This is a genomic window from Serratia rubidaea, assembly GCF_016026735.1.
Taxonomy (GTDB): domain Bacteria; phylum Pseudomonadota; class Gammaproteobacteria; order Enterobacterales; family Enterobacteriaceae; genus Serratia_B; species Serratia_B rubidaea.
The window spans coordinates 3668515-3688578 of record NZ_CP065640.1; the positions used below are offsets into that span (position 1 = coordinate 3668515).

General features: G+C 55.9%; 23 protein-coding genes. 21 read left to right on the forward strand and 2 right to left on the reverse strand.

The features are described 5' to 3' along the window. Position 1: 1 nt before the first annotated feature. The 21 genes from I6G83_RS17240 (at position 2) to I6G83_RS17340 (ending at position 18663) form a co-directional block, all read left to right on the forward strand. Positions 2 to 1513: a phage portal protein gene (locus I6G83_RS17240; protein WP_054306638.1), complete on the forward strand. Its 1512-nt coding sequence runs from the start codon at positions 2 to 4 to the stop codon at positions 1511 to 1513. Continuing rightward, the gene (locus I6G83_RS17245) at positions 1467 to 3554 is read left to right on the forward strand and encodes a ClpP-like prohead protease/major capsid protein fusion protein (protein WP_082394671.1); all 2088 of its coding nucleotides are present in this window, start codon (positions 1467 to 1469) and stop codon (positions 3552 to 3554) included. Before I6G83_RS17240 ends, I6G83_RS17245 begins: the two co-directional genes overlap by 47 nt. 77 nt (positions 3555 to 3631) lie before the next feature. Further along, positions 3632 to 3982, forward strand: a complete 351-nt coding sequence (locus I6G83_RS17250; protein WP_054306636.1) for a DUF2190 family protein — start codon at positions 3632 to 3634, stop codon at positions 3980 to 3982. 21 nt (positions 3983 to 4003) lie between these two features. After that, positions 4004 to 4342, forward strand: a complete 339-nt coding sequence (locus I6G83_RS17255; protein WP_232238923.1) for a head-tail joining protein — start codon at positions 4004 to 4006, stop codon at positions 4340 to 4342. Between the two features lie 2 nt (positions 4343 to 4344). Next, the gene (locus I6G83_RS17260; RefSeq protein WP_054306634.1) at positions 4345 to 5016 is read left to right on the forward strand and encodes a hypothetical protein; all 672 of its coding nucleotides are present in this window, start codon (positions 4345 to 4347) and stop codon (positions 5014 to 5016) included. Beyond that, entirely contained in the window at positions 5017 to 5556 is a 540-nt protein-coding gene (locus I6G83_RS17265) for a hypothetical protein (protein ID WP_232238924.1), read from the forward strand. It abuts the gene before it with no gap. Further along, on the forward strand, positions 5556 to 6173 hold the full coding sequence (locus tag I6G83_RS17270) for a phage baseplate assembly protein V (RefSeq protein WP_054306633.1): 618 nt from the start codon (positions 5556 to 5558) through the stop codon (positions 6171 to 6173). The genes I6G83_RS17265 and I6G83_RS17270 overlap by 1 nt, the downstream gene beginning before the upstream one ends. A 37-nt stretch (positions 6174 to 6210) precedes the next feature. Further along, positions 6211 to 6570: a GPW/gp25 family protein gene (locus I6G83_RS17275; protein WP_033638731.1), complete on the forward strand. Its 360-nt coding sequence runs from the start codon at positions 6211 to 6213 to the stop codon at positions 6568 to 6570. After that, positions 6545 to 7462: a baseplate assembly protein gene (locus I6G83_RS17280; RefSeq protein ID WP_054306632.1), complete on the forward strand. Its 918-nt coding sequence runs from the start codon at positions 6545 to 6547 to the stop codon at positions 7460 to 7462. The genes I6G83_RS17275 and I6G83_RS17280 overlap by 26 nt, the downstream gene beginning before the upstream one ends. After that, positions 7449 to 7985: a phage tail protein I gene (locus I6G83_RS17285; RefSeq protein ID WP_082394670.1), complete on the forward strand. Its 537-nt coding sequence runs from the start codon at positions 7449 to 7451 to the stop codon at positions 7983 to 7985. Before I6G83_RS17280 ends, I6G83_RS17285 begins: the two co-directional genes overlap by 14 nt. Before the next feature lie 4 nt (positions 7986 to 7989). Next, entirely contained in the window at positions 7990 to 9135 is a 1146-nt protein-coding gene (locus I6G83_RS17290) for a phage tail-collar fiber domain-containing protein (protein WP_054306630.1), read from the forward strand. Further along, positions 9135 to 9716 carry a tail fiber assembly protein gene (locus tag I6G83_RS17295; RefSeq protein WP_054306629.1) on the forward strand — a complete coding sequence of 194 codons (582 nt, stop codon included), beginning with the start codon at positions 9135 to 9137 and terminating at the stop codon, positions 9714 to 9716. Before I6G83_RS17290 ends, I6G83_RS17295 begins: the two co-directional genes overlap by 1 nt. A 39-nt stretch (positions 9717 to 9755) precedes the next feature. Next, the gene (locus I6G83_RS17300; RefSeq protein WP_054306628.1) at positions 9756 to 11282 is read left to right on the forward strand and encodes a phage tail sheath family protein; all 1527 of its coding nucleotides are present in this window, start codon (positions 9756 to 9758) and stop codon (positions 11280 to 11282) included. Beyond that, a complete protein-coding gene (locus I6G83_RS17305) occupies positions 11279 to 11785 on the forward strand; it encodes a phage major tail tube protein (protein WP_054306627.1) in 507 nt (168 codons plus the stop codon). The genes I6G83_RS17300 and I6G83_RS17305 overlap by 4 nt, the downstream gene beginning before the upstream one ends. Before the next feature lie 57 nt (positions 11786 to 11842). Then, the gene (locus I6G83_RS17310; protein ID WP_054306626.1) at positions 11843 to 12142 is read left to right on the forward strand and encodes a phage tail assembly protein; all 300 of its coding nucleotides are present in this window, start codon (positions 11843 to 11845) and stop codon (positions 12140 to 12142) included. A gap of 103 nt (positions 12143 to 12245) precedes the next feature. Continuing rightward, positions 12246 to 13877 (forward strand): hypothetical protein, encoded by a 1632-nt coding sequence (locus I6G83_RS17315; protein WP_072186134.1) that lies wholly within the window; start codon positions 12246 to 12248, stop codon positions 13875 to 13877. Further along, positions 13874 to 14350, forward strand: a complete 477-nt coding sequence (locus I6G83_RS17320; RefSeq protein WP_054306624.1) for a phage tail protein — start codon at positions 13874 to 13876, stop codon at positions 14348 to 14350. The genes I6G83_RS17315 and I6G83_RS17320 overlap by 4 nt, the downstream gene beginning before the upstream one ends. Continuing rightward, positions 14325 to 14540 (forward strand): tail protein X, encoded by a 216-nt coding sequence (locus tag I6G83_RS17325; RefSeq protein WP_054306623.1) that lies wholly within the window; start codon positions 14325 to 14327, stop codon positions 14538 to 14540. The genes I6G83_RS17320 and I6G83_RS17325 overlap by 26 nt, the downstream gene beginning before the upstream one ends. 1 nt (position 14541) lies before the next feature. After that, complete coding sequence (locus tag I6G83_RS17330; RefSeq protein ID WP_054306622.1) at positions 14542 to 15669, forward strand: contractile injection system protein, VgrG/Pvc8 family; 1128 nt, start codon at positions 14542 to 14544, stop codon at positions 15667 to 15669. A gap of 14 nt (positions 15670 to 15683) precedes the next feature. Further along, entirely contained in the window at positions 15684 to 17852 is a 2169-nt protein-coding gene (locus tag I6G83_RS17335; RefSeq protein ID WP_054306621.1) for a hypothetical protein, read from the forward strand. A 13-nt stretch (positions 17853 to 17865) separates the two neighbouring features. Next, positions 17866 to 18663 carry a hypothetical protein gene (locus tag I6G83_RS17340; RefSeq protein ID WP_054306620.1) on the forward strand — a complete coding sequence of 266 codons (798 nt, stop codon included), beginning with the start codon at positions 17866 to 17868 and terminating at the stop codon, positions 18661 to 18663. 34 nt (positions 18664 to 18697) lie between these two features. On the opposite strand, the gene I6G83_RS17345 is transcribed toward I6G83_RS17340, so the two are convergent. Continuing rightward, positions 18698 to 18856: a hypothetical protein gene (locus I6G83_RS17345; protein ID WP_156484014.1), complete on the reverse strand. Its 159-nt coding sequence runs from the start codon at positions 18854 to 18856 to the stop codon at positions 18698 to 18700. 333 nt (positions 18857 to 19189) lie between these two features. Next, positions 19190 to 19504, reverse strand: coding sequence for a YlcI/YnfO family protein (locus I6G83_RS17350; protein ID WP_054306619.1), 315 nt, complete (start codon positions 19502 to 19504; stop codon positions 19190 to 19192). Between the last annotated feature and the right edge of the window lie 560 nt (positions 19505 to 20064).

Consider the following 20064-nt stretch of genomic DNA (forward strand, 5'->3'; position numbering starts at 1 on the left):
CATGGGATTTATAGAAAAGACACTCGGCGTTGTGGCGCCAGGGTGGGCCTTGTCACGCGCCAAAAATCGTTATCAGCTGCGGGCGTATGAAGCGGCCAACGTGTCACGGCTGCAAAAAACCAAGCGCGAGGGGCGTTCTGCTGATTCGGCCGTATTCGCGGCCGGTGTGTCGTTGCGTGAGCAGGCGCGCTGGCTGGACGAAAACCACGACATTGTGATCGGCATCCTCGACAAACTGGAAGAACGAGTCGTCGGGGCGCAGGGTATTCAGGTCGAGCCGCAGCCGTTACGGAAGGATGGCACGCTGCATGAGGAATGCGCGGAGCTGCTGGCTACGCACTGGTCCGAATGGTCCGTCCGGCCAGAAGTCACCGGCATGTTTACGCGCGCCGAGGTTGAACGGCTGATCCTGCGCTCAGCACTGCGTGACGGCGAAGTGTTCTCGCAACTGGTGCGGGGGCCGGTGTCGGGGCTGAAGCATGCCACAGGCATCCAGCTGTCTCTGGAATGTCTGGAGGCGGACTTTGTGCCGATGAATCTGGGGAGCCTTGGCAGCGGGAATGTTCAGCAGGGCATTGAGGTTAATGCCTGGGGGCGGCCGGTGGCTTACAACGTGTATAAGGCACATCCAGCCAGCACGCTGCGTATGTCTACGGCGACCAAGCGGGTGCCGGCCGAAAACATGTTGCACCTGGCAATGCGCAAGCGGCTGCACCAGCTGCGCGGGATCAGTTTGCTACACGGTGTGATTACCCGTCTGGCTGATATCAAAGATTACGAAGAGTCGGAACGTGTTGCCGCGCGTATCGCTGCGGCGCTGAGCTTCTATATCAAGCGTGGCGATGGCGCTTCTGGTGATGAGGCGGAGTTTTCGGAGCCAGGCACGGCGCGTAACTTTGACATTGCGCCGGGCATGATCTTCGACGAACTGCGCCCCGGTGAGGATTTGGGGATGGTTGAGTCAAACCGGCCCAATGTACACCTGTCTGAATACCGTAACGGCCAGCTCCGCGCCGTTGCCGGCGGTACGCGCAGCGGTTATTCCAGTATTTCCCGCGACTATAACGGCAGTTATTCCAGCCAGCGCCAGGAGCTGGTGGAAGGGTTCGAGGGCTACAACGTCCTGCAGAACTGGTTTGTCGGTCAATACAGCCGCCCGGTTTACCGTGCCTGGGTAGACATGTTGCGTCTGTCTAAAATCCGCCTTCCCGATGATGTGGATATGTCCTCGCTGTACAACGCGCTCTATCTGGGGCCGGTAATGCCGTGGATTGATCCGGTGAAAGAGGCTGAATCGTGGAAAACCATCGTGCGCGGTGGGGCTGGCACCGAGGCCGAATGGGTACGCGCGCGCGGCAAGTCACCGCAGGAGATTAAACGCCAGCGTGTACGTGAAGTTGAATTTAACCGCGATCACGGTCTGGTGCTGGACTCTGACGCAGCCAACGACTCAGGAGCGAAAGCGAATGAAACAAAAAAATCCGGGGTGGATGACCCCGAAAGCAAGTCTTAGCGGTATCGACGCGGTGAATACCGAAACCTGGTATGAAATCCGCGCCGCGCTGGGCCGTCCGGGACAGGTAGAAATCTACCTCTATGAAGAGATCGGCCGCTGGGGTATTTCGGCGCAATCCTTTATCAACGACTGCCGCGACGCCGGCGTGTTCGAGGCCACAAATGTTGAGCTGCACATCCACAGCCCCGGCGGGGATGTGATGCACGGGTTTGCCATTTACAACACGCTGCAGCGGCTGACCGGGCAGGTCGATATCTATATCGACGGCCTGGCGGCGAGCATGGCTTCTGTTATCGCCTGCCTGCCGAATGCCACGGTACATATGCCCTCCAATGCCTGGATCATGATCCACAAGCCGTGGGGCGGCATGGCCGGGGATTCTGACGAAATGCGCGATTATGCCAATTTCCTCGATCGTAACGAGGAGATGATGCTGGCGGCGTATATGTCGAAAACCGGTCTGTCGCGGGAAGAAATCGCGGCGTTACTGAAGGCCGAAACCTGGATGGATGGTGCGGAGGCGGTTGCTAAAGGCTTCGCTGATGTGCTGGAAGAACCACTCGATGCAGCCGCATCGCTCAATCAAAACAAACTGAAGGATTATCACAATATGCCACAAGCAGCTAATCACCTCTTCGGCGCACGTGCGCAGACCTCGGTACCTAACGCGCAAAATCCACAGAACCCGGCTCCGGTCTCTCAACCGGCTCCTGCGCCATCCACGCCGGTCGCACAGGCTCCACAAATCGATGTGGCGGCGCTGGCGGCGCAGCTGCAGCAGACGCTGCAGGCCAACAACACCGCACGCATCACGGATGTGAGTGCCGTCTTTGATGGTTTTCCTCAGTTGGCCGCGCTGCGCACCGAGTGCATCAACGACATGAGCTGCGATGCGAACATGGCGAAAGATCGTCTGCTGGCTAAGCTGGCGGAAGGCACCACGCCGAGCATTGGCGCCAGTGCCGCGCATATCCATGCCGGCAACGGTAACCTGGTCGGTGATTCGGTCCGCGCCTCTGTAATGAGCCGTGCCGGTCATGCGCAGGCGGAAAAAGACAACCCATATCAGGGGATGACGCTGCGTGAACTGGCGCGCGCCTCGCTGGCTGATCGCGGCATTGGTGTTGCCGGCATGTCTGGTCAGGGTGTGGTCGGTCTGGCATTCACCCATTCAAGTTCCGACTTTGGCAACATCCTGATGGATGTGGCCCATAAATCTGCGCTGTTAGGGTGGGAAGAGGCGAATGAAACCTTTGACCGCTGGACGCGTAAAGGCACGCTGACCGACTTTAAAACCGCGCACCGCGTTGGCCTGGGCGCGCTGGACAAGTTGCGTGAAGTGAAGCCGGGTGCGGAATACAAATACATTACGGTCGGTGATAAAGGGGAGCCTATCGCCCTGGCAACCTATGGCGAACTGTTCAGCATTGACCGCCAGACCATCATTAACGATGACATGGACATGTTGACGCGTATTCCTGCAATGATGGGCGGCGCAGCACGTTACACCGTCGGTGAGCTGGTCTGGGCGGTGCTGACCAGCAACCAGAAAATGAGCGACGGGAAAGCCCTGTTCAGTGCGGATCACAATAACCTGGTGAACCAGCCTCTCACTATTGACGGACTGGATAAGGCCCGCCAGGCGATGCTGCTGCAGACCAACGGCAAGCGTAAGCTTAACATTCGTCCGGCTTATATGCTGACGCCGGTGGCGCTGGAGTCGAAAGCCAATCAGCTGATCCGCTCTGCCAGCGTACCGGGCGCAGATGCCAACAGCGGCATCAACAACCCGATCCAGAACTTTGTGGAAGTTATCTCCGAAGCGCGTCTGGATGATAACAGCGCGGAAGCATGGTATCTGACGGCAGCACAGGGCAAGGACACGATCGAAGTGGCGTATCTGGATGGCATTGATACACCGTATCTGGAGCAGCAGCAGGGCTTCACCATTGACGGTGCGGCGTTCAAGGTACGCATTGACGCCGGCGTCGCGCCGATGGATTGGCGCGGTCTGGTGAAGTCTACCGGCAAAGCCTGATAAACCGCCTGATACGGCGGTTTTTTTATGTCCGTGGGTGGCGTCGCCACCCATTTTACTTTCTGGAGAAAATCATTATGGCAAAGAATTTACAGCAGGATGGCACCACGCTGGATTACGAGAACACGTCGGCAACACTGATTGAGTCCGGTCAGCCGGTGGCTGTCGGTGGCATTGTCGGTGTTGCACATGCCGATATCCCCGCAGGGGCGTGGGGCGTGCTGCATACCGTCGGGGTGTTTGTTCTGCCAAAGGTAGCGGATGAAACCTGGGCGGTGGGTGACAAGGTTTACCTGGATGCCACTGGCGCGCTGACAGCAAAAGCTACCGACGGCGCAGAAGCTGCTGCAGCGTTCCCACTGGCCGGCTCGGCATGGAGCGCCGGCGAGGCCGGACAGGAAGAAGCCCCGGTGCGGCTGGGTTTCTAAATGAACCGGTTCACGGAACGGATGCAGCGTGCTGATCGTCGTGTGGACCGCTATTTCGCCGAAGACCCCTCGGTGGTTTTAGTCATTGAGGGGCAAGCCCGTCCGGTCGTCGCAATTTTTGAAAGCCCGGATGATATGGCCCTGGTGCAGGGCGGCGGTGAAATTCAGGATCATGCGCCAGCTATCAGCGTGTATACGGCTGACATTGTTGGACTTGAAAAAAAATGCCAGGCGTTGATCGGCGGGGCCAGCTATTGGGTGACGCATATTGGTGCTGATGAAGCGGGCAGAACGCGCGTGAAGCTTGCCAGAGGCGTCCCTGGGAAAGAGGTGGACCCCATTAACACATGGAGTAAGTAACGATGGCCAGGACTACGCGGTTACGCCGTGATCTCCCGATCGATATCGACACCATGGTTCTGCGTGACATTGCCCTGGCCGTCGGGGCAACGCACAAGCAGTACATGACCGCGTATTCCCGCGCATTGAAGCGAACCGCCGCCACCATGCGCAAACGGGCCATGGCGGATATCAAGGATGGGCTGGCGCCGCGCAGTATGGCAATGGTGAGAAAGCGCCTGCTTTCCTTTCGTGTTTCTCGCGGCTCGTTGCTGGATGAAGGGCGCTTGTGGTTCGGTCTGAATGCAATCAAGGTCAAGGACCTGAAGGGGCGTATTAACGGACGTATGCGTCCGCATCATACCCGCCGTGACCCGAAAACCGGGCGTTATGCTCCGTCGCGCCGGCGGGCAAACTCCGTGGGCTTTGAACCGCGCGGCAACCTGTTGTCAGCCAAAACGTTTGAGAATGGCGAGGTCGGACGGAGCAAACGAGAAGGACGCCGGACGGTGCTGATCCGCGACCCGGCGACGCGGCGTACCCGCGAAGCCGAAGTCGATATTTATGCGCCGATGCTGGATTACATCGAAGACAACGCGTTTGCGGATGTTGTTGAAATATTTCTGCATCACTTTGAAACCGATATCCGGGGCAGGGTAAAGGCGCGGGTTAATGTGAACAGCTGGAGGAAGTAAGTGGCCAAGCCTATTTTAATGCCGACCTATCACGACGCGGTCATTGAAGCGCTGCGGTCGTTGTCGTGGGTAAACAATGCCGACGACTACCCGGAACAGGCAACGCAGCTCACCACGCCGGCCGTGTTCTTTTCGATCATGGGCTGGGAACAGTCGCCAAGCAGTGACGGGCAGCTCAATGTTGAGTTTGAATGTGATTTGTTTGTGGTGATCGACAAGGCCAGCAACACCATTGATAAACCCCAAATTTTCGCCCGATCGGCGGCGGCGGATATCAGCCAGTGGATCAACGGACAAACCTTCGGGCTTGAAGGGCTGCAGCCGGCTGCGTTTATCAGCGCGGGGCCGGACAGCTTCGATCCTGCAATGGATGATTATATCGTCTGGCGCATCACGTATAGCCAGTCTGCGGCCATGGGGGAAGACCCGTTCGAATCGGTTGCCGGTCCGCTGCGTGAAGTCTGGCTGGGTGCGGCGCCGGAAATTGGTGCTGCGCACATTAATGATTACCGGCTTATCTACAAGCGCAAGGAGGAATGATGTCACAGGATATGGGGGACCTTGCCCGGCGCGTGGCCAACATGATCCGCCGTGGTGTCGTTCAGGCAGTTAAGCACGGCCCGCAGCCGCAATGCCGGGTAGAAATCGGCGGCATCACCACGACCTGGTTGCCGGTCTGCCAGCCGTCATCCAGCGCCAACAGGGCTGACTCTAACCCGATTGCCGTAGGGGATGCCGTTACCGTCATCAGCGAAGCCGGCGACCTGAATAACGGCCGGGTGTTCCCCGGCTGGAACACGGGGAAAATGCCGGTCCCGGACGGGAGCGAGAGCGAGCATGTCACCCGATACAGTGACGGCACACAAATCCGTTATGACCGCGATGCCCATGCCCTGAAAATCATTATTGCCGAAGGCGGCACGTATGAGATTGAGGGTAAGGGGACGCTGCGCGGCCCGGTGGAGATCACCGACACTCTGACGGTTCAGGGTGTCACGCAGATCAATGCCAACACCGGCATTAACGGGGACTTGTCCGTCAGCGGCCAGATATCGGATGGCAAGAGCACGCTGGATCGGGTGAGGGAGGTTTATAACAACCACGCTCACCCAGGAGACAGCGGCGGCACGACAGGCGAGCCAAACAGCAAGATGTGACCCGCGATTGTGCGGGTTTTTTATTATGGGGGTAATCATGCACGGTGTTAATGCCGGCAACGGCAAGCGGCTCTCCGGCACTGAGCATTTACGGCAATCCGTCATTGACATACTCACCACGCCGATCGGCTCGCGTGTGCTGCGCCGTGACTACGGGAGCGAGCTGGTTGATCTGGTCGATAACCCGCAGGACGAAAGCAACCGCGTCCGTATTATTGCGGCGACGGCCGGCGCCCTGGCTCGCTGGGAGCCACGCATTCGTGTGTCATCGGTGCAGGTGGCGTTTGTTACCCACGGTCATTTTGACCTCACCATCGTTGGCACGGACATAGAGAGCAGCCAGCCGATCACGTTGACGGAGATAAGCATTAATGGCGACGAATTCAGCAACAATTAACCTTTCCGAGCTGCCGGTGCCGGATGCGGTGAAAGTCCCGGACGCCGGCCTGATTTTTGAAGGATGGTTAAACCGTCTGCGCGGGCTGGACCCGGTCTATGATGCGCTGCTACCTTCCGATCCGGTGTACAAACAGGGCGAAGTTCTGGCCTATCACTCCACGCTGTTACGCGTGGCGATGAATGACTCCATCCGCGCCGTGCTGCTGGCCAGCGCAAAAGGCGCAGACCTTGACCAGATTGGCGCAAACTTTGACGTGGCGCGGCTGCTGATAAATCCGGGCGATCCGAATGCAGTGCCGCCGGTTGAGCCGGTTTATGAAGATGATGACGCGTTCCGCACGCGCATCCAGTTGGCCTGGTCACGACTCAGCACCGCCGGCGCCGAGAACGCCTACACCTTCTTTGCCGCCTCTGCAGACCCCTCTATTCTGGATGTTCGCGCCTATGGGCCGCTGGATCATGGCCGACGCGGCGAGGTTGATATTTACGTGCTTTCCCGTGATAACGACGGTATCCCCACGGCGGAGGTGTTGGAAAAGGTCAATCAGGCCGTTAATGCGAAGGACGTCCGGCCCATGACCGACTTTGTCACCGTGAAGCCGGCGGCAATGGTGAAGTTCGTGGTAACGGCAGATATTTACATCCCCTCCGGCCCGGATATCGACACGGTGATGAGTGCATCACGGCGGGCGCTGGAAACCTACCTCGAACAGACACACCGGATCGGCAGCCGCGTATCACGTTCGGGGATTGACCGGGCGCTGCATCAGCCGGGTGTGGTCACGGTTAAACTGGCCTCGCCGGTCGATGATCTGCTGATGGATATCGGTCAGGCGCCGCTTTGCACGGAAATCACGCTGAAAAAGGTGATCGTCAATGTCGATGCATAAAACGTTATTGCCGCCTAATGCGCTGCCCGCCGAACGGGCGCTGGAAGAGGCAACCACGACAGAGGTGCTGTCGATCCCCGACCTCATCCGCGCCGTAAAGAACCCCGACACGTGCCCGGCGGAGCTGCTCCCATGGCTGGCATGGGAATACAGCGTAGATACCTGGTTGCCTGAGTGGAGCGAGGAACAAAAGCGCGCAGCCATACGGAGCGCTACCTATATTCACCGGCACCGGGGGACGCGTGGTGCGATAGAGACGGCGCTGGAAGGTCTGCCCTTCACCTACCAGTTAACCGAGTGGTTTGAACAGACGCCGCGCGGGGAGCCGTACACGTTTTCGCTGGTGGTTGAGCAAGCCGGGAACCCGGTGAACGAGCAGCATATTCAGGATTTTAAGAACGCGGTGATGCGCAGTAAAAACCTGCGTTCGTGGTTCGACATGTCCTTTCAAAATGCTACACAAGGCACCGCATACTCGGCCTCCTACATGGTGACGTCCGAGATAACCAGTTACGGGAGTTAACTTAATGAGTGGTCTTATTCTGACGACTGCCGGCGCGGCGGCGATCGAGGCCGCTTACCAGGCGGGAACCGTCGTAAAAATTACGCTGGCGGCGTTTGGTGACGGTGGCGGTAAACCAATAACCCCGAATCCCGGCGCGACGGCATTGGTGAACAAGTTCGGCGATGCCCCCTTTACCGGCGGGGCATCAACGGAAGGAATGATTAGCGGCCAGACCGTTATCGAAGCGAGGAAGTATCCCGGCAAAGTTCTGCGAGAAGTGGGGCTGGTCAGCGCCGACGGTGTGCTGGTGGCGTACGGTGATTACCCGGACACGGTATTGCCGGCTGACGGTGCGCCGGTGATGAAAGAGATCATCATTAACTTCGTGATGACGCTGACGCATGCTGAGAGCGTGGTGATTGAGGTCGATCCCAATGTCTCCGCGTTAACCATTTCAGAGGCAGATAAGAGATATGTGAAAAAATCCGGTGACGTTATGTCCGGAAAATTACATGTCCAAAATAATATTGCTGTCGATGGCGAAGTGAGTATCGGTGGAGCACTTGGCGCAAACACGCTATCCATTGCCAAAACGGCACAAATCGGCACATTGACGGTCAGCGATGAAGTTTATGTGGGCAACGCACCACTGATGCCGGTGGGTGCCCCTATCCCCTGGCCGCTAAGTTCACCGCCACCCGGTTATGCATTCCTGTTAGGCCAGGGATTTGATAAGACCATTTACCCGCGCCTTGCGCAAGCCTATCCGTCCGGCGTGTTGCCGGATATGCGCGGTAATACGATTAAGGGCAAACCGGACGGTCGCGAGCTGCTGACCTTTGAAGCCGACGGCAACAAATATCACGGGCATGGACTGGAGATTGATGGCACTGACCTGGGCACCAGGCAGACTACGCCGGGCGGCGCTTATCAGCTGAAATTACGCTCATACCGCTCTAACACTTCTCTGGACGGCGGCGAAAGTTCACGCCACAGCATTGACCAGGAAAGAAGTTTCGCTGACTTTGGCTTGATTGAACCTCTGCCGTCTCATACGCACGATGTCCCGATAGGTTGGCACAGCCACGGCGGTCGCATAAACCCGGACGGCAACCCGGAAACCACCGTCAAAAACATTGCATTTAACTATATCGTGAGGCTTGCATAATGAGCACAGACTTCGAATTTTCTGCCCAGCCGCGCTGGATGTGGATTTACAATTTCGATGAAAATAACGTTTTTACCGGCACCCTGAATTTTTATGTCGCGCCACACACCGGACTACCAGCCAACTGCACGACAACGAAGTGTGCGCCGAAAACCGGCCAGGCTGGCGTCTGGAATGATGGGCAATGGCAATATGTTAATGATTACCGAGGCTCACCGTACTGGGATGCGCAGGCGAATAAACACATCATGTTTGAGGTCGGCCCTTTACCTGACGGTTGTACGTTTACTCCGCCGAAAACACCGTATGACACGTGGGACGGTGAGAAATGGGTAACGGATGAAGCGAAGGCGCTGAGCGATCAGATTCAAATGGCAAAGAATGAGCTGGCGCAACGTAGCGCTGAAGCCGCTGAAGCCATTGCACCGCTGCAGGACGCGGTAGAGTTCGGCGACGCGACAGACGCTGAACAGACGGCTCTGACAGAGTGGAAAAAATACCGGTTGGCGCTAAGCCGTATCGATGTTAATCAGGCGCCGGATATCTCCTGGCCAACCCGACCAACCCCAATTAAACAATGACCCGCCGCCGAGCGGGTTTTTTTATGCCTGGAGGATACTATGGCCGAATTGCACGGCGTAGAAACAATTGAACTGACAAGTGGGACGGTTGCCGTTACCACGATCCAGACTGCGGTTATCGGCCTGGTCGGTACAGCCCCGGACGCATCGCCGGGAACCAAGGCGCAGGCCGTCACCGGGACTGCGCTGCTGGATAATGAGCTGACGTTTACGGCCTCGCAGCCGGGGCGGGCAGGTAACCAGCTCCGCGTGACCGCTGCTGCGGCGCCGGCCGGCGGAAAAACCAGTGCTACCTATGCGCGAGGCGTGCTGGACATTCTGCTGGCCAGCGATGCCGACGGCAAACTCACCGCCACCGCGCAAGAGGTGTCCGACGCGGTTCTGGCACTGACAGACAGCCTGGTCACCGTATTACCGGGCGCCGACACCGGCAAGGTCAGCCCGTTTAGCGTGGTACTGTCCGGCGGGCAGGATGAACCCTTTCCCCTCAACACACCGGTAGCCGTCGTTGGCGGTACGCAGATGCGGGCGCTGGGCAGTGCAGGGACTATCCCTCCGGCTGTGCAGGAGATTGCCGACCAGACCAACGCGCTGATCGTCATTGTGCGCGTTGAAGATAATGAACAGCCGGTCACTGTCTCTACCGAGGAAAAAGAGCCGATCACCGCCGAGGATGAACAGCGCCTGTTGTCTGACCAGATTTTCAATATCGATATCCGCGCGAATATCCTGGCGGGGATCAGCGCCTGGTCATCCAGTGAATCGGTCAACGGTTATCGCCCTCGCATCTTGATTGCGCCGGGGTTCAGTGAAGATGACGGTATCGGCAAAGGGCTGGAAACGGCAGCCGAAAAACTCCGCGCGGTGGCGTATCTGGACTGCGCCTCGATGGCAACGTTGCCGGAAGTTGTGCAGCGCCGGCAGATGTACGGTGGCCGCGTCGAACTGCTGCGGCCTCGGGTGCAAAAAGTGAATGCCAGCGGCGAGCTGGAGTTCCGGCCGTATTCCGCCTTTGCGGCTGGCCTGCGGGCGCGCATCGATCTGGAGAAAGGCTGGTGGTGGAGCAAGTCCAATCAGGACATCAACAGCATTCTCGGCCTTGAGCAGGTTGACGAGTTTATTCTCGGCGATCCGAACTGTGAAGCAAACCTGCTGAACATGCAGAACGTCAGCACCATCATCCGCCGCACGGGGTACAAGCATTGGGGCAACCGCCTGTGCATCGATCATCCCCAGTGGCGTTTCGAGTCGGTTCGCCGCACTGCAGACGTTATCGAAGACAGTATCCAGAACACGGTCATGATTTATAACGACCGGCCACTGGATAAAGAGACGGCTGATGACATTCTCGGCACGGTGAATGCCTACCTGCGCCAGCTTGTTGGCCTGGGTGCCATCTTTGGCGGTACTGCGTGGCTGGACGAAGAACTGAACACGGCGGAATCCCTGGCCGCTGGTGTGCTGTATATCAACTATGACTTCGGGCCGAAGTCGCCGACCGAGCGCATCACCATGCGTGTGCGCATCAATAATGATTACGCCGTTGAGGAGATGACCGCACAATGAGCGAAAAAAATACGTTACGGGCATGGACCATTTTTGCCGGCGGCTTCCGTGTTACCGGCGCGCATGAGTTTACGCCGCCGGAGCTGTCCATTGTCACCACCCAGCTGCGTACCGGTGCCCAGGATGCACCGACCCCGCTGGATGATGGCATGGAGGCGCTGACGTGCTCTATCAAGTTCTGGGGCATTGATACCGACGTGTTGAGCCGATTTGGCTTTATCTCCGGTAGCCGCCCGCGCTTTATGGCGTATCAGGGCTATCTGAGTAACGGCCGGGCAGTCGGCACGATCGAAGAGATTGAAGGGTTCGTCTCGAAGGTCACGCCGGATGCGCGGGGCAATGAAAACATGGGGGAAACGGCGATCACGGTTGAGATTGCGATGAGCTATTACAAGCAGACGCGCGACGGTATGGAGCTGTTTGAAATCGACACCGAGCGTTTTATCCGCCGTGTGAACGGCGTGGATCAGCTGGGCGGCCTGCGCAGCAAAATCCGCATCTAATCCCCACTCAACAACCATTAAGCGGCCTTTGTGCCGCTTTTTTATTGGAGCAATACCATGAATTACCCAGGCAGCAACGTAGAAATCAAACTGTACTCCCCGCTGACGCTGGCCGATGGCAGCAAGCTTGAAAAAGTCACGATGCGCGAACCGCTGGTGCGTGACCGCATCGAGTATGTCAAACGTCCGGGGAGCGATGCAGAAAAGGAAATCGGCATGCTGGCCGATCTGTGCGGCATGAATGTTGAGGACGTCTATCAACTGACTGCAGCTGACTATTACCAGCTTGAGGCGGCCTGGAACAATTTTTTGCTGCCTCCTGGGGAGCGTCAGAAGGCGACATCCGACAAGCCTTGAGGCTGGTTGGCCGCACCCTGAATTACAGCATGGGGGACTGGCTCTCCATGCCGTTTTCCGCCTTTTACGACTTTGTTAAAGACGAATATGAGCGGGTGAGTAAATGAGCAGCATAAGTCAAAAATTGAAAGCCGTCATAACGTTTGGCGGCAACATCGACGGCAGCTGGGGCCGCTCGACGGACGGGCTTAACAAAGGGCTGAAAACCGTCGAGAAACAATCTGAACACCTCGCCAAGCAGCAAAAGGCGCTGGCGGATCGGATGAAGCAAACCAAGCTGGCGGGCAAGGATGTCAGCGCCCTGAAGCGCGATTACGACACTGTGACGCGCTCTATCAAACGGACTGAGCAGGAGCAGGAATCGCTGAACCGCAGCCTGCAGCGCGCTGAACGTTTTCGCCGGGCGGGCGCTGTGGGGCGTGGCTTTATTGGCCGGGCAGGCCGGACGCTTGGCGCCGGGTTGGGGATTGCTGCTGCCGGCGGGTTAATCGGGGCGGGGATCGGTGCGGTCATGTCTCCTGTTCGTTCTAATGCGGAAACCGCTGAGTCATACGGCATTGCCCGAAGCTACGGTGTGAACATCGATACGTTCAATGCCTGGCAGAGCCTCGGTAAGCAGATGGGGCTGAACGGGGAGAACTTCGGAGACCTGTTTGAAGAGTACCGCAATAAGGTCTCGGATTTTAAGAAGGACCCGACGAAAGGCGCTATCGCAGAGAACTTCCCGTTGCTGGGGTTCAAGGCCGGCGATATGTACGGCAAAAGCAATGAAGACCAGGTATCGAGCATTTTTGAACGTCTGCTGAAACTGGATAACGAACAGCTGGCTGCAGGGTACGCGGACTCCATCTTCGGCGGTGAAGCCAACAAAATCCTGACCTACATGCGCCTGACCGGTAAAAGCTATCGTGACCTGATGAACGAACAGAAGCGATACAACCTGGTGACCCGTGACGGCGCTGAGGGGGCGATGCGCAGCAACATCGCGTTCAGCAACTTGCGGACGGTCTGGAGCAGCGCTGTGGACCAGATCGCCGGCAAGTTGGGCGGCGACCTGGCTCCGATGGTCACGAAACTGGCCGATGAGCTGTCCGACTGGTTCAAAAACGGCGGTATTGAGGTGATTGCGTCAACGATCCGCAACTCATGGATACCTGCGCTGATTGAGTTCGGGAACGGATTGATCACTTTCAGCAAGGTGGCCATACGCATTGCGAAGTGGCTGGGGCAATTTGTCCCGGATGAAAACACTGATCGCCGTGCCATCGTTCACGCACTGGCATCGGGTGATGTGGATAAAGCCAGGTCGGTAGCCAAAGAGAAGGGGGAAAGTTCCTGGTTAGAGTCGGTTATCAGCGACCCGGAGAAGGTCGGCAAGCTGAAGGATATTTACCATGACACGCAGTGGTCAATGTCAAAAGACCGCTTTACCAACCCCTGGCAGTACTGGACTAAAGCTGAGGATAAGATGCTGTCCGCTGTTGGCGGAGATAAAACAGCCCCCGACCCTGTTATGAGTGAGTTTTGGAAAGCGCTGAAGAGCGCGGCAGGCCCAGATAAAGAGAAGTCCACTGTCACCGACAACCGCCGGAATAATATTTATATGACCGTCAACGGTTCACCGGGGCAGGACGCCAAGAGCATCGCCGATAACGCGGTAACGCAGATCGGCAAGCTGGACGTATTCAACGGGAACAATGCGATGTATGACGCGCCGGGAGGCTGGAGCGGATGAGCGATATAGACATCATCGGAACGATAACCGGTGCGTACAGCTACAATGCGCCGAACGGGCGCCCGGCAGAAAATGCCAAGATCATGATGATGCTGGGCGACTTTGAATTCTCCATCGATACGGCAGCCTATAACCAGTTGACACGGGAGGCGCGCTGGCGCTGGCAGGAGCAGGAGCGGATCGGCAAACAGGACCTGCTGCAGTACACGGGCAAGGAAGCCCGCAGCGTCAAATTGGACGGTGAGGCCCACGCTTTTTTTCGCAACGGGGTCACGTCCATCGATGCGCTTTATGATCTCGCCGACAAGGCTCAACCTCAACAGCTAGTTAGTGGCGCCGGGGATGTGCTGGGCTGGTGGGTGATTACGGACTTTACCGATACCACGCTGGCATTCCTGCCTGGTGGTTCTCCGCGAAAGAAAACCTACTCGATCACGATAAAACATTATGCCGACGACATACATAACCCATGAAGGCGATGTGCTGGATGCCATCTGCGCCAGGCATTACGGTCTGGCAAACCTCCCTCAGACGCTGACGGAAGTGCTGGATGCCAACAGGGAGCTGGCCGCGCTGGGGGCGATATACCCTTCCGGCCTGATCATTACGCTGCCTGATATCGAAACGCAGGTTGCAGAGTCAACGGTTCAACTGTGGGATTGATATGGAAAACGTGCAGAGAGAAGAATATCGCCCGGAGTTCAGCCTCACGGCGGAAGGGCGGGATATTACTGCGCTGATGCGTGAGAACCTGGTGGAAATCAGGCTGACGGATAACGGCGGCGCCACGGCAAAGGCCGACGAACTGCAGATCACCATTTTGTCGGAAACCATGGCGCTCCCTAACAAGGGCGCGCGACTGCGGCTAGGGCTGGGGTTTAACGGGGTATTGCAGGACAAGGGATGGTTTGTTGTCAGCGGTATTTCCAGCAGTGGCCCGCCGCGCAAAATCGTTATTTATGCCACGGCTGCGCCGATGAACGCCCAGCGCCAGCCCGGTGACGTGCTGAACCAGAAAAGCCGCAGCTGGGACGACGTGAACCTGGGCGACATTGTGAAGACTGTCGCCAGTGACAACGGGTTGATCCCCAAAGTGGCCGGCGCACTGGCAGATATCGCTGTCGGGCACCTCGATCAGGTCAATGAATCGGATGCCGCGTTAATGACCCGGCTGGCCAGTCGTTTTAATGCGATCAGTAAGCCGTCCGGCGGCTATTGGCTGTTTCTCCAGCAGGGGGAATCGTTAAGCGTCGGCGGGAAGGCGCTTGCCAGCGTAACGATTTTAAAGGAGGAGGTATCGGAATGGAGTTATACCGATGGCCAGCAGCGCGGCGCAACGACTGGCCCCGGTAAAAAAGGTGAGGGTGGGAAGAAGGGAAAAATCAGTGTCGCGTACTTTGACCCGGAAGACGGGCGAACGAAAACGCAGTCACTCGAACATGATGGTCCGTCACAATCCCACCCCTTCACCCAGCCGACCAAAACCGCCGCCAACCACAGCGCGCAATCCAGAAAAACGCAGGTAAGCCGTAATGAGCGCCGCATGACGCTCAGCGGGCCGTGCCGGCCGGCACATATTCCACTGACGGCAGAGAGCCGGGTTATTACCCAGGGCTTCGGCACGGTGGAGGATCGGAGCTGGTTAATCGAATCGTTGGTGTTTTCTCTCACCTCCCAGGGAATGTCGTTCGCGTTCAATTTGGCAACGGATATCAAGCCGCCAAAAGGGAAGGGCGGGAAAAAATCGGGGAAAAAGAAAGATGATGGTATTGGCTATTTTTATAAAACATAACGGGAGTCTGCAGCATGGTTAGCAGGTTAAAGCAAAAGGTGGTCAGTGACCCCATCGGTGTCGATAAGGAAATGAAAATATCGGAACTTCCTTCGGCTGAAAATTCGTTAATTGATGACCTTCTTGTTATTTCTCAAAGCGACGGTGATGGTTTATTGCGAACCAAAAAAATATTAATGTCATTACTCATTAAGTCGCTGGTTTCTGATCGCTCCGGTAATCTCGTCAGTCTTGTAGACGGTTTCAAACTTTTTGCCGACAAGTCTGTTTTGGACGGATTGACGGAAAGGGCTGAGGATGCCGCAGGAAGGGCGGAGAATACTGCTGACGCCAACACGTATTACATCACCCCTGATGATCCTGATGGAACGATTGCCGGCCTTGCCGGTACGCCTTTCGGGAAAAGCTTCCGCGTCGGCCAGGGGGAAGGGAAAGGTTTTAAATATTATATGAACCTGAATGGCACCGCACTGGAGTTTGCAAGTGCAGCCGGTGCCAGTGATGTTGAGAATGCCATTGACTTTGCGAGCAAATCATTATCACAGAGTGGTGAGGTAGATAAGCGCACGCAGGGGTATGGCGTTGAAAAAAAGGTCTATGACACAGAAGGGGTATTAGTCGGGGGCGGTTTTTTTGCTGCGAACGGCGTGTCACCGATTAACTATACAGAAAACGGTGACGTAAATATTACCGGCGTACAGTTTAAAAACTTTGCCAACCATCATGAATATGATTGGGCGCAGACGGATAAAAAAAACGTGCCGTATATCGGCGGTTCGAAAATGGGCGGCGTTATCATTGGCCGGGTTGAGATTGTTGAAATTCCGGGGCCACCAGGCGTTGTGTTTGTCGATAAAGGTTATGTCCCTTATGCCTGTGATCCAGGGTATGAAACCGACCTGGATATTCCCGTGATTGGCTCTACGCCACCAAAGCCTGATGTTCCACCGGTGCCGTTCCGTCCTTATGACTACATGGGGGTGCGCAGTGAGGGGCAGTCGTTGTCTCTTGGTGCAGCGAACCCTAACGATGACCCGCAACCGGTCAGCACAGAACAGCGCTATGGGAACAAGGGATTCAGCACCAATAACAACAGCGGGATGACCGACACGGACACACTGGTGCCACTGGTGGAAAAGCGTTACCAACCGTCAGAGGGAACCTGGCCGGCGGCGGAAACTCCTGTTACCGGCGCGACGCATAAGCTGGTGGAAATGATCCAGGCAGAAACTGGGCTACCCTTTGACCATCAGGCCAGCGCCTATATCGGTTCTGCGCCCGGCACTGGCGGTCAGCCTATCAAGAACCTGATTAAAGGCACTGCAGCCTATAGCCGCATGATCGCCCACGTTACCAACAGTCTACGCCTGGCCGCTGACGAAGGAAGAACGTTTGCTGAACTGGCTGTTGTGTGGATGCAGGGCGAATCAGATTATCGCGATCAGACGTCGCGCGCTGACTATCTCGCTATTTACCTGCAGTACATCGCCGATTCGCTGGCAGACAAAAAAGCGATCACCGGCCAACTGTTTGACCCCATTTTTATCAGCTACCAGCTCAGCACGCACCGGGCGTACAGACGCCGTGACCCGCTTGTCGCTCTGGCACTGCGTGACGCTGCAATGCTGGGTAAAACGGAAATCGCTTACCCCGGCTACATCGGTGATTACTACGCATCAGACCACATCCACGGTATGCCTGAAACGTACTACATGTTCTCTCAGTATACGGGCCGCATGATTTACAAAAAGCGGCGGGACATGCTGGAGGGCGTGACGCGTATGCATCGTCTTGATGTGATCGATGAAATCCGGCAGGGCATCTTCACCATGCTCTATTTCAACGTGCCGGCTCCGCCGCTGGTTTTCGATACAGACTGGGTGGCGCCGGCGGAAAACATGGGGTTCTACATTCGTGACAGCGTTTCGCTCGACGTCATAGACATTATCACGTCCGTCGATATTGCTGGCCCCGACCGTGTCCGCATCACGACATCGCGGCCACTGCGCGATAGCGAAATCGTCACTTACGGATGGGGCAAGGCAGGTGATCCGCTGACGAACGGCAGAACGACGGGGCCGCGCGGCAACCTGCGCGATAGCGAAGGGGATTTACCTGGCGAAAACTACACAGACAGCGCAGGTGTTTTGCGCAAACTGCACAACTGGTGCGTAATTTTTTAAGTAAGGTAACGAAATGACAACGATTATTCGCAATCTGGATATGGAAATTAAGAACCCAACATTACCACCGCTGTTTGAGCCGTTTGCCACGGTGTCGGGCCTGATGGCTGGATGGCGTTTTGGGGATGGTTTCTCCGATCTGTCTGGGAACGGACACACGTTAAAGGCTGTCGGTATGCCAGTATTTAACGCGTTCTTTGTGACAGGCGATAAAGATAACGGTTTTATTACCGATGTACCGGACGGACTGCAGCGCACCATGATTGCGGTGTACCGCCAGGCTGCTGATGTGAATACGTTCGGTTACCCCGTAGGGAACATTGTGCAGTCGGCCTCGGCAAACGGGGAAGGCATTGCCATTACGGATGTATCAGTGGACGCACTTCGCCGGCGTTCATTGAGTATTGGCGGTCAAGCCTACAATGAAAAACTGTATGGTACGGCGGCAGGGCCTTCTGAGGCGACTTCAAGCCGTAACAACTTTGTATTTACTGCTGTCACTGTTGATGGCGCAGGTAACCAGGGCGGCTTATATGTACCTTCTGCCAGCGCTGACATTATCCCGGCAACACTCGCTGAAGGCGCGAATCTGGCCGAACGTTCGGTGACGGAAAAGGATGCGGAAAGCTTCTATCGCATTATCACCTGGCGCAATCCAAACTTGCCGCCGGTGCCGCCTTCAAGTCCCAATACAGGGCTGGCTGTTGCTGAAGTGTTGATTTATGACCGGGTGTTATCTTTGGATGAGCTGAAGGTTCAATACGGCCGTTCTCAGCGTTACTTCAAAAACACGTATGGGGTGGTCGTTTAGTGATGGGCGCCGGGGGATATCTCCCGGCTATTAGTCATTTTCGATGCCAGTCCCACTCTGCATGCACCCAGATGGCTAACATCACGAAGTTATAGATGAACATGGCCTCGGGCCAGTGGGTGAACCCAGAGATAAGGGAAAGCGCAGACACAGCGGCGCCGAGTCGAACGAATGCTTTAATGAAGGTATTCATGCTGTTCCTGCCGTAATAAAAAGCCCATGCGGTGCAGGCATGGGCGCAGTGAGGGGATTCCCTGGTGCTGTTGTAGTTGGTATGTGGTCAATGATTACACGGTTTGTATGCAAAATAACAATTGGTTGTATAGATCGGTTTTTTGGTATCGATCGGTTAAATCGATCAAGTTGTATAGACGAGCACATGGCAGGCAAAAAAATCCCGGCCACGACAACCGGGGGAATGAACGGCTTAAAGCAATAGACAGTGTGAAAGGAATTCTTTCACTGGGTAACGATAACGGATTGAAATGATTGGCTCAAGAGATATGACATACTATTTCATGGCGGGTTACATCCCACTTCCAACCTTACCGCTTATCCGGCGTTGAAGCTCCTCACGAGCAATATCAATGAGCTGCTCTATTTCAGAGACAGCTTTTGTTCCGATGGTTTCAACGCGAGTTAGTGCATCTAAGGAGGATAGGAGGGGGCTTTCGCGCCCACCCTCTGTTTTTCTGCGGATAATTTCACCACGCATGGCCGAAACGATGAAGTGTGTTGTCGATTCCCCTTCTAACTTTACGGTTTCCATTTCCTCAATTATTTCACGTGGGACTCGAGATGCTAGGACTTTTGATTTGGCGATTTTCTCATCTATGGTCATTCGATTGCTGCTCCTTAACTTTGAAATGACAAAGTAAAAAATCGGCTGAAATCACCGACGGGGTCGAGCTAAATCTTGGGTTGTAGTTACTGCAGTTCATATGCTGACGAAAAAAAAGCCCGGCTACGGCACCGGGCTATTAGGTAGGCATATGTCGAGGCTATAAGTGCCTTTGATTTTTAATTTTAAATCAATATCGGCAGGGTGCAAAAAAATCCCAGCATGATGGATAGCATGCCGGGATTAAAGTTTGGGATATCCATTTAGTAAGTGGGTACGTAAAAGTCCACTTAAACTTAGTGTGTGTTATTATTTTGCTATTTGCAACATAATGTTTCTGATTTGTGATGTGTATCGAGGATAGTCGAGCGGTACCCACGCATGATTGGACTATATATGGAGGAGCTGGTGATCGATCACGTCTGCGCTGTGGGCAAAAAAAAGCCCGGACACGACGCCGGGTATATCAGGTAGGTATATGCGGGCTATATCTGCCCTTGTTGAAAAGTATAGACGGGCATGAGAAACCGTCAATACAGCCATCAACTGCCCACTGCGAC

Coding starts and splice junctions, on each gene's coding strand:
- I6G83_RS17240 (WP_054306638.1), top strand. CDS start 2: ATGGGATTTATAGAAAAGACACTCGGCGTTGTGGCGCCAGGGTGGGCC.
- I6G83_RS17245 (WP_082394671.1), top strand. CDS start 1,467: ATGAAACAAAAAAATCCGGGGTGGATGACCCCGAAAGCAAGTCTTAGC.
- I6G83_RS17250 (WP_054306636.1), top strand. CDS start 3,632: ATGGCAAAGAATTTACAGCAGGATGGCACCACGCTGGATTACGAGAAC.
- I6G83_RS17255 (WP_232238923.1), top strand. CDS start 4,004: ATGCAGCGTGCTGATCGTCGTGTGGACCGCTATTTCGCCGAAGACCCC.
- I6G83_RS17260 (WP_054306634.1), top strand. CDS start 4,345: ATGGCCAGGACTACGCGGTTACGCCGTGATCTCCCGATCGATATCGAC.
- I6G83_RS17270 (WP_054306633.1), top strand. CDS start 5,556: ATGTCACAGGATATGGGGGACCTTGCCCGGCGCGTGGCCAACATGATC.
- I6G83_RS17275 (WP_033638731.1), top strand. CDS start 6,211: ATGCACGGTGTTAATGCCGGCAACGGCAAGCGGCTCTCCGGCACTGAG.
- I6G83_RS17280 (WP_054306632.1), top strand. CDS start 6,545: ATGGCGACGAATTCAGCAACAATTAACCTTTCCGAGCTGCCGGTGCCG.
- I6G83_RS17285 (WP_082394670.1), top strand. CDS start 7,449: ATGTCGATGCATAAAACGTTATTGCCGCCTAATGCGCTGCCCGCCGAA.
- I6G83_RS17290 (WP_054306630.1), top strand. CDS start 7,990: ATGAGTGGTCTTATTCTGACGACTGCCGGCGCGGCGGCGATCGAGGCC.
- I6G83_RS17295 (WP_054306629.1), top strand. CDS start 9,135: ATGAGCACAGACTTCGAATTTTCTGCCCAGCCGCGCTGGATGTGGATT.
- I6G83_RS17300 (WP_054306628.1), top strand. CDS start 9,756: ATGGCCGAATTGCACGGCGTAGAAACAATTGAACTGACAAGTGGGACG.
- I6G83_RS17305 (WP_054306627.1), top strand. CDS start 11,279: ATGAGCGAAAAAAATACGTTACGGGCATGGACCATTTTTGCCGGCGGC.
- I6G83_RS17310 (WP_054306626.1), top strand. CDS start 11,843: ATGAATTACCCAGGCAGCAACGTAGAAATCAAACTGTACTCCCCGCTG.
- I6G83_RS17315 (WP_072186134.1), top strand. CDS start 12,246: ATGAGCAGCATAAGTCAAAAATTGAAAGCCGTCATAACGTTTGGCGGC.
- I6G83_RS17320 (WP_054306624.1), top strand. CDS start 13,874: ATGAGCGATATAGACATCATCGGAACGATAACCGGTGCGTACAGCTAC.
- I6G83_RS17325 (WP_054306623.1), top strand. CDS start 14,325: ATGCCGACGACATACATAACCCATGAAGGCGATGTGCTGGATGCCATC.
- I6G83_RS17330 (WP_054306622.1), top strand. CDS start 14,542: ATGGAAAACGTGCAGAGAGAAGAATATCGCCCGGAGTTCAGCCTCACG.
- I6G83_RS17335 (WP_054306621.1), top strand. CDS start 15,684: ATGGTTAGCAGGTTAAAGCAAAAGGTGGTCAGTGACCCCATCGGTGTC.
- I6G83_RS17340 (WP_054306620.1), top strand. CDS start 17,866: ATGACAACGATTATTCGCAATCTGGATATGGAAATTAAGAACCCAACA.
- I6G83_RS17345 (WP_156484014.1), bottom strand. CDS start 18,856: ATGAATACCTTCATTAAAGCATTCGTTCGACTCGGCGCCGCTGTGTCT.
- I6G83_RS17350 (WP_054306619.1), bottom strand. CDS start 19,504: ATGACCATAGATGAGAAAATCGCCAAATCAAAAGTCCTAGCATCTCGA.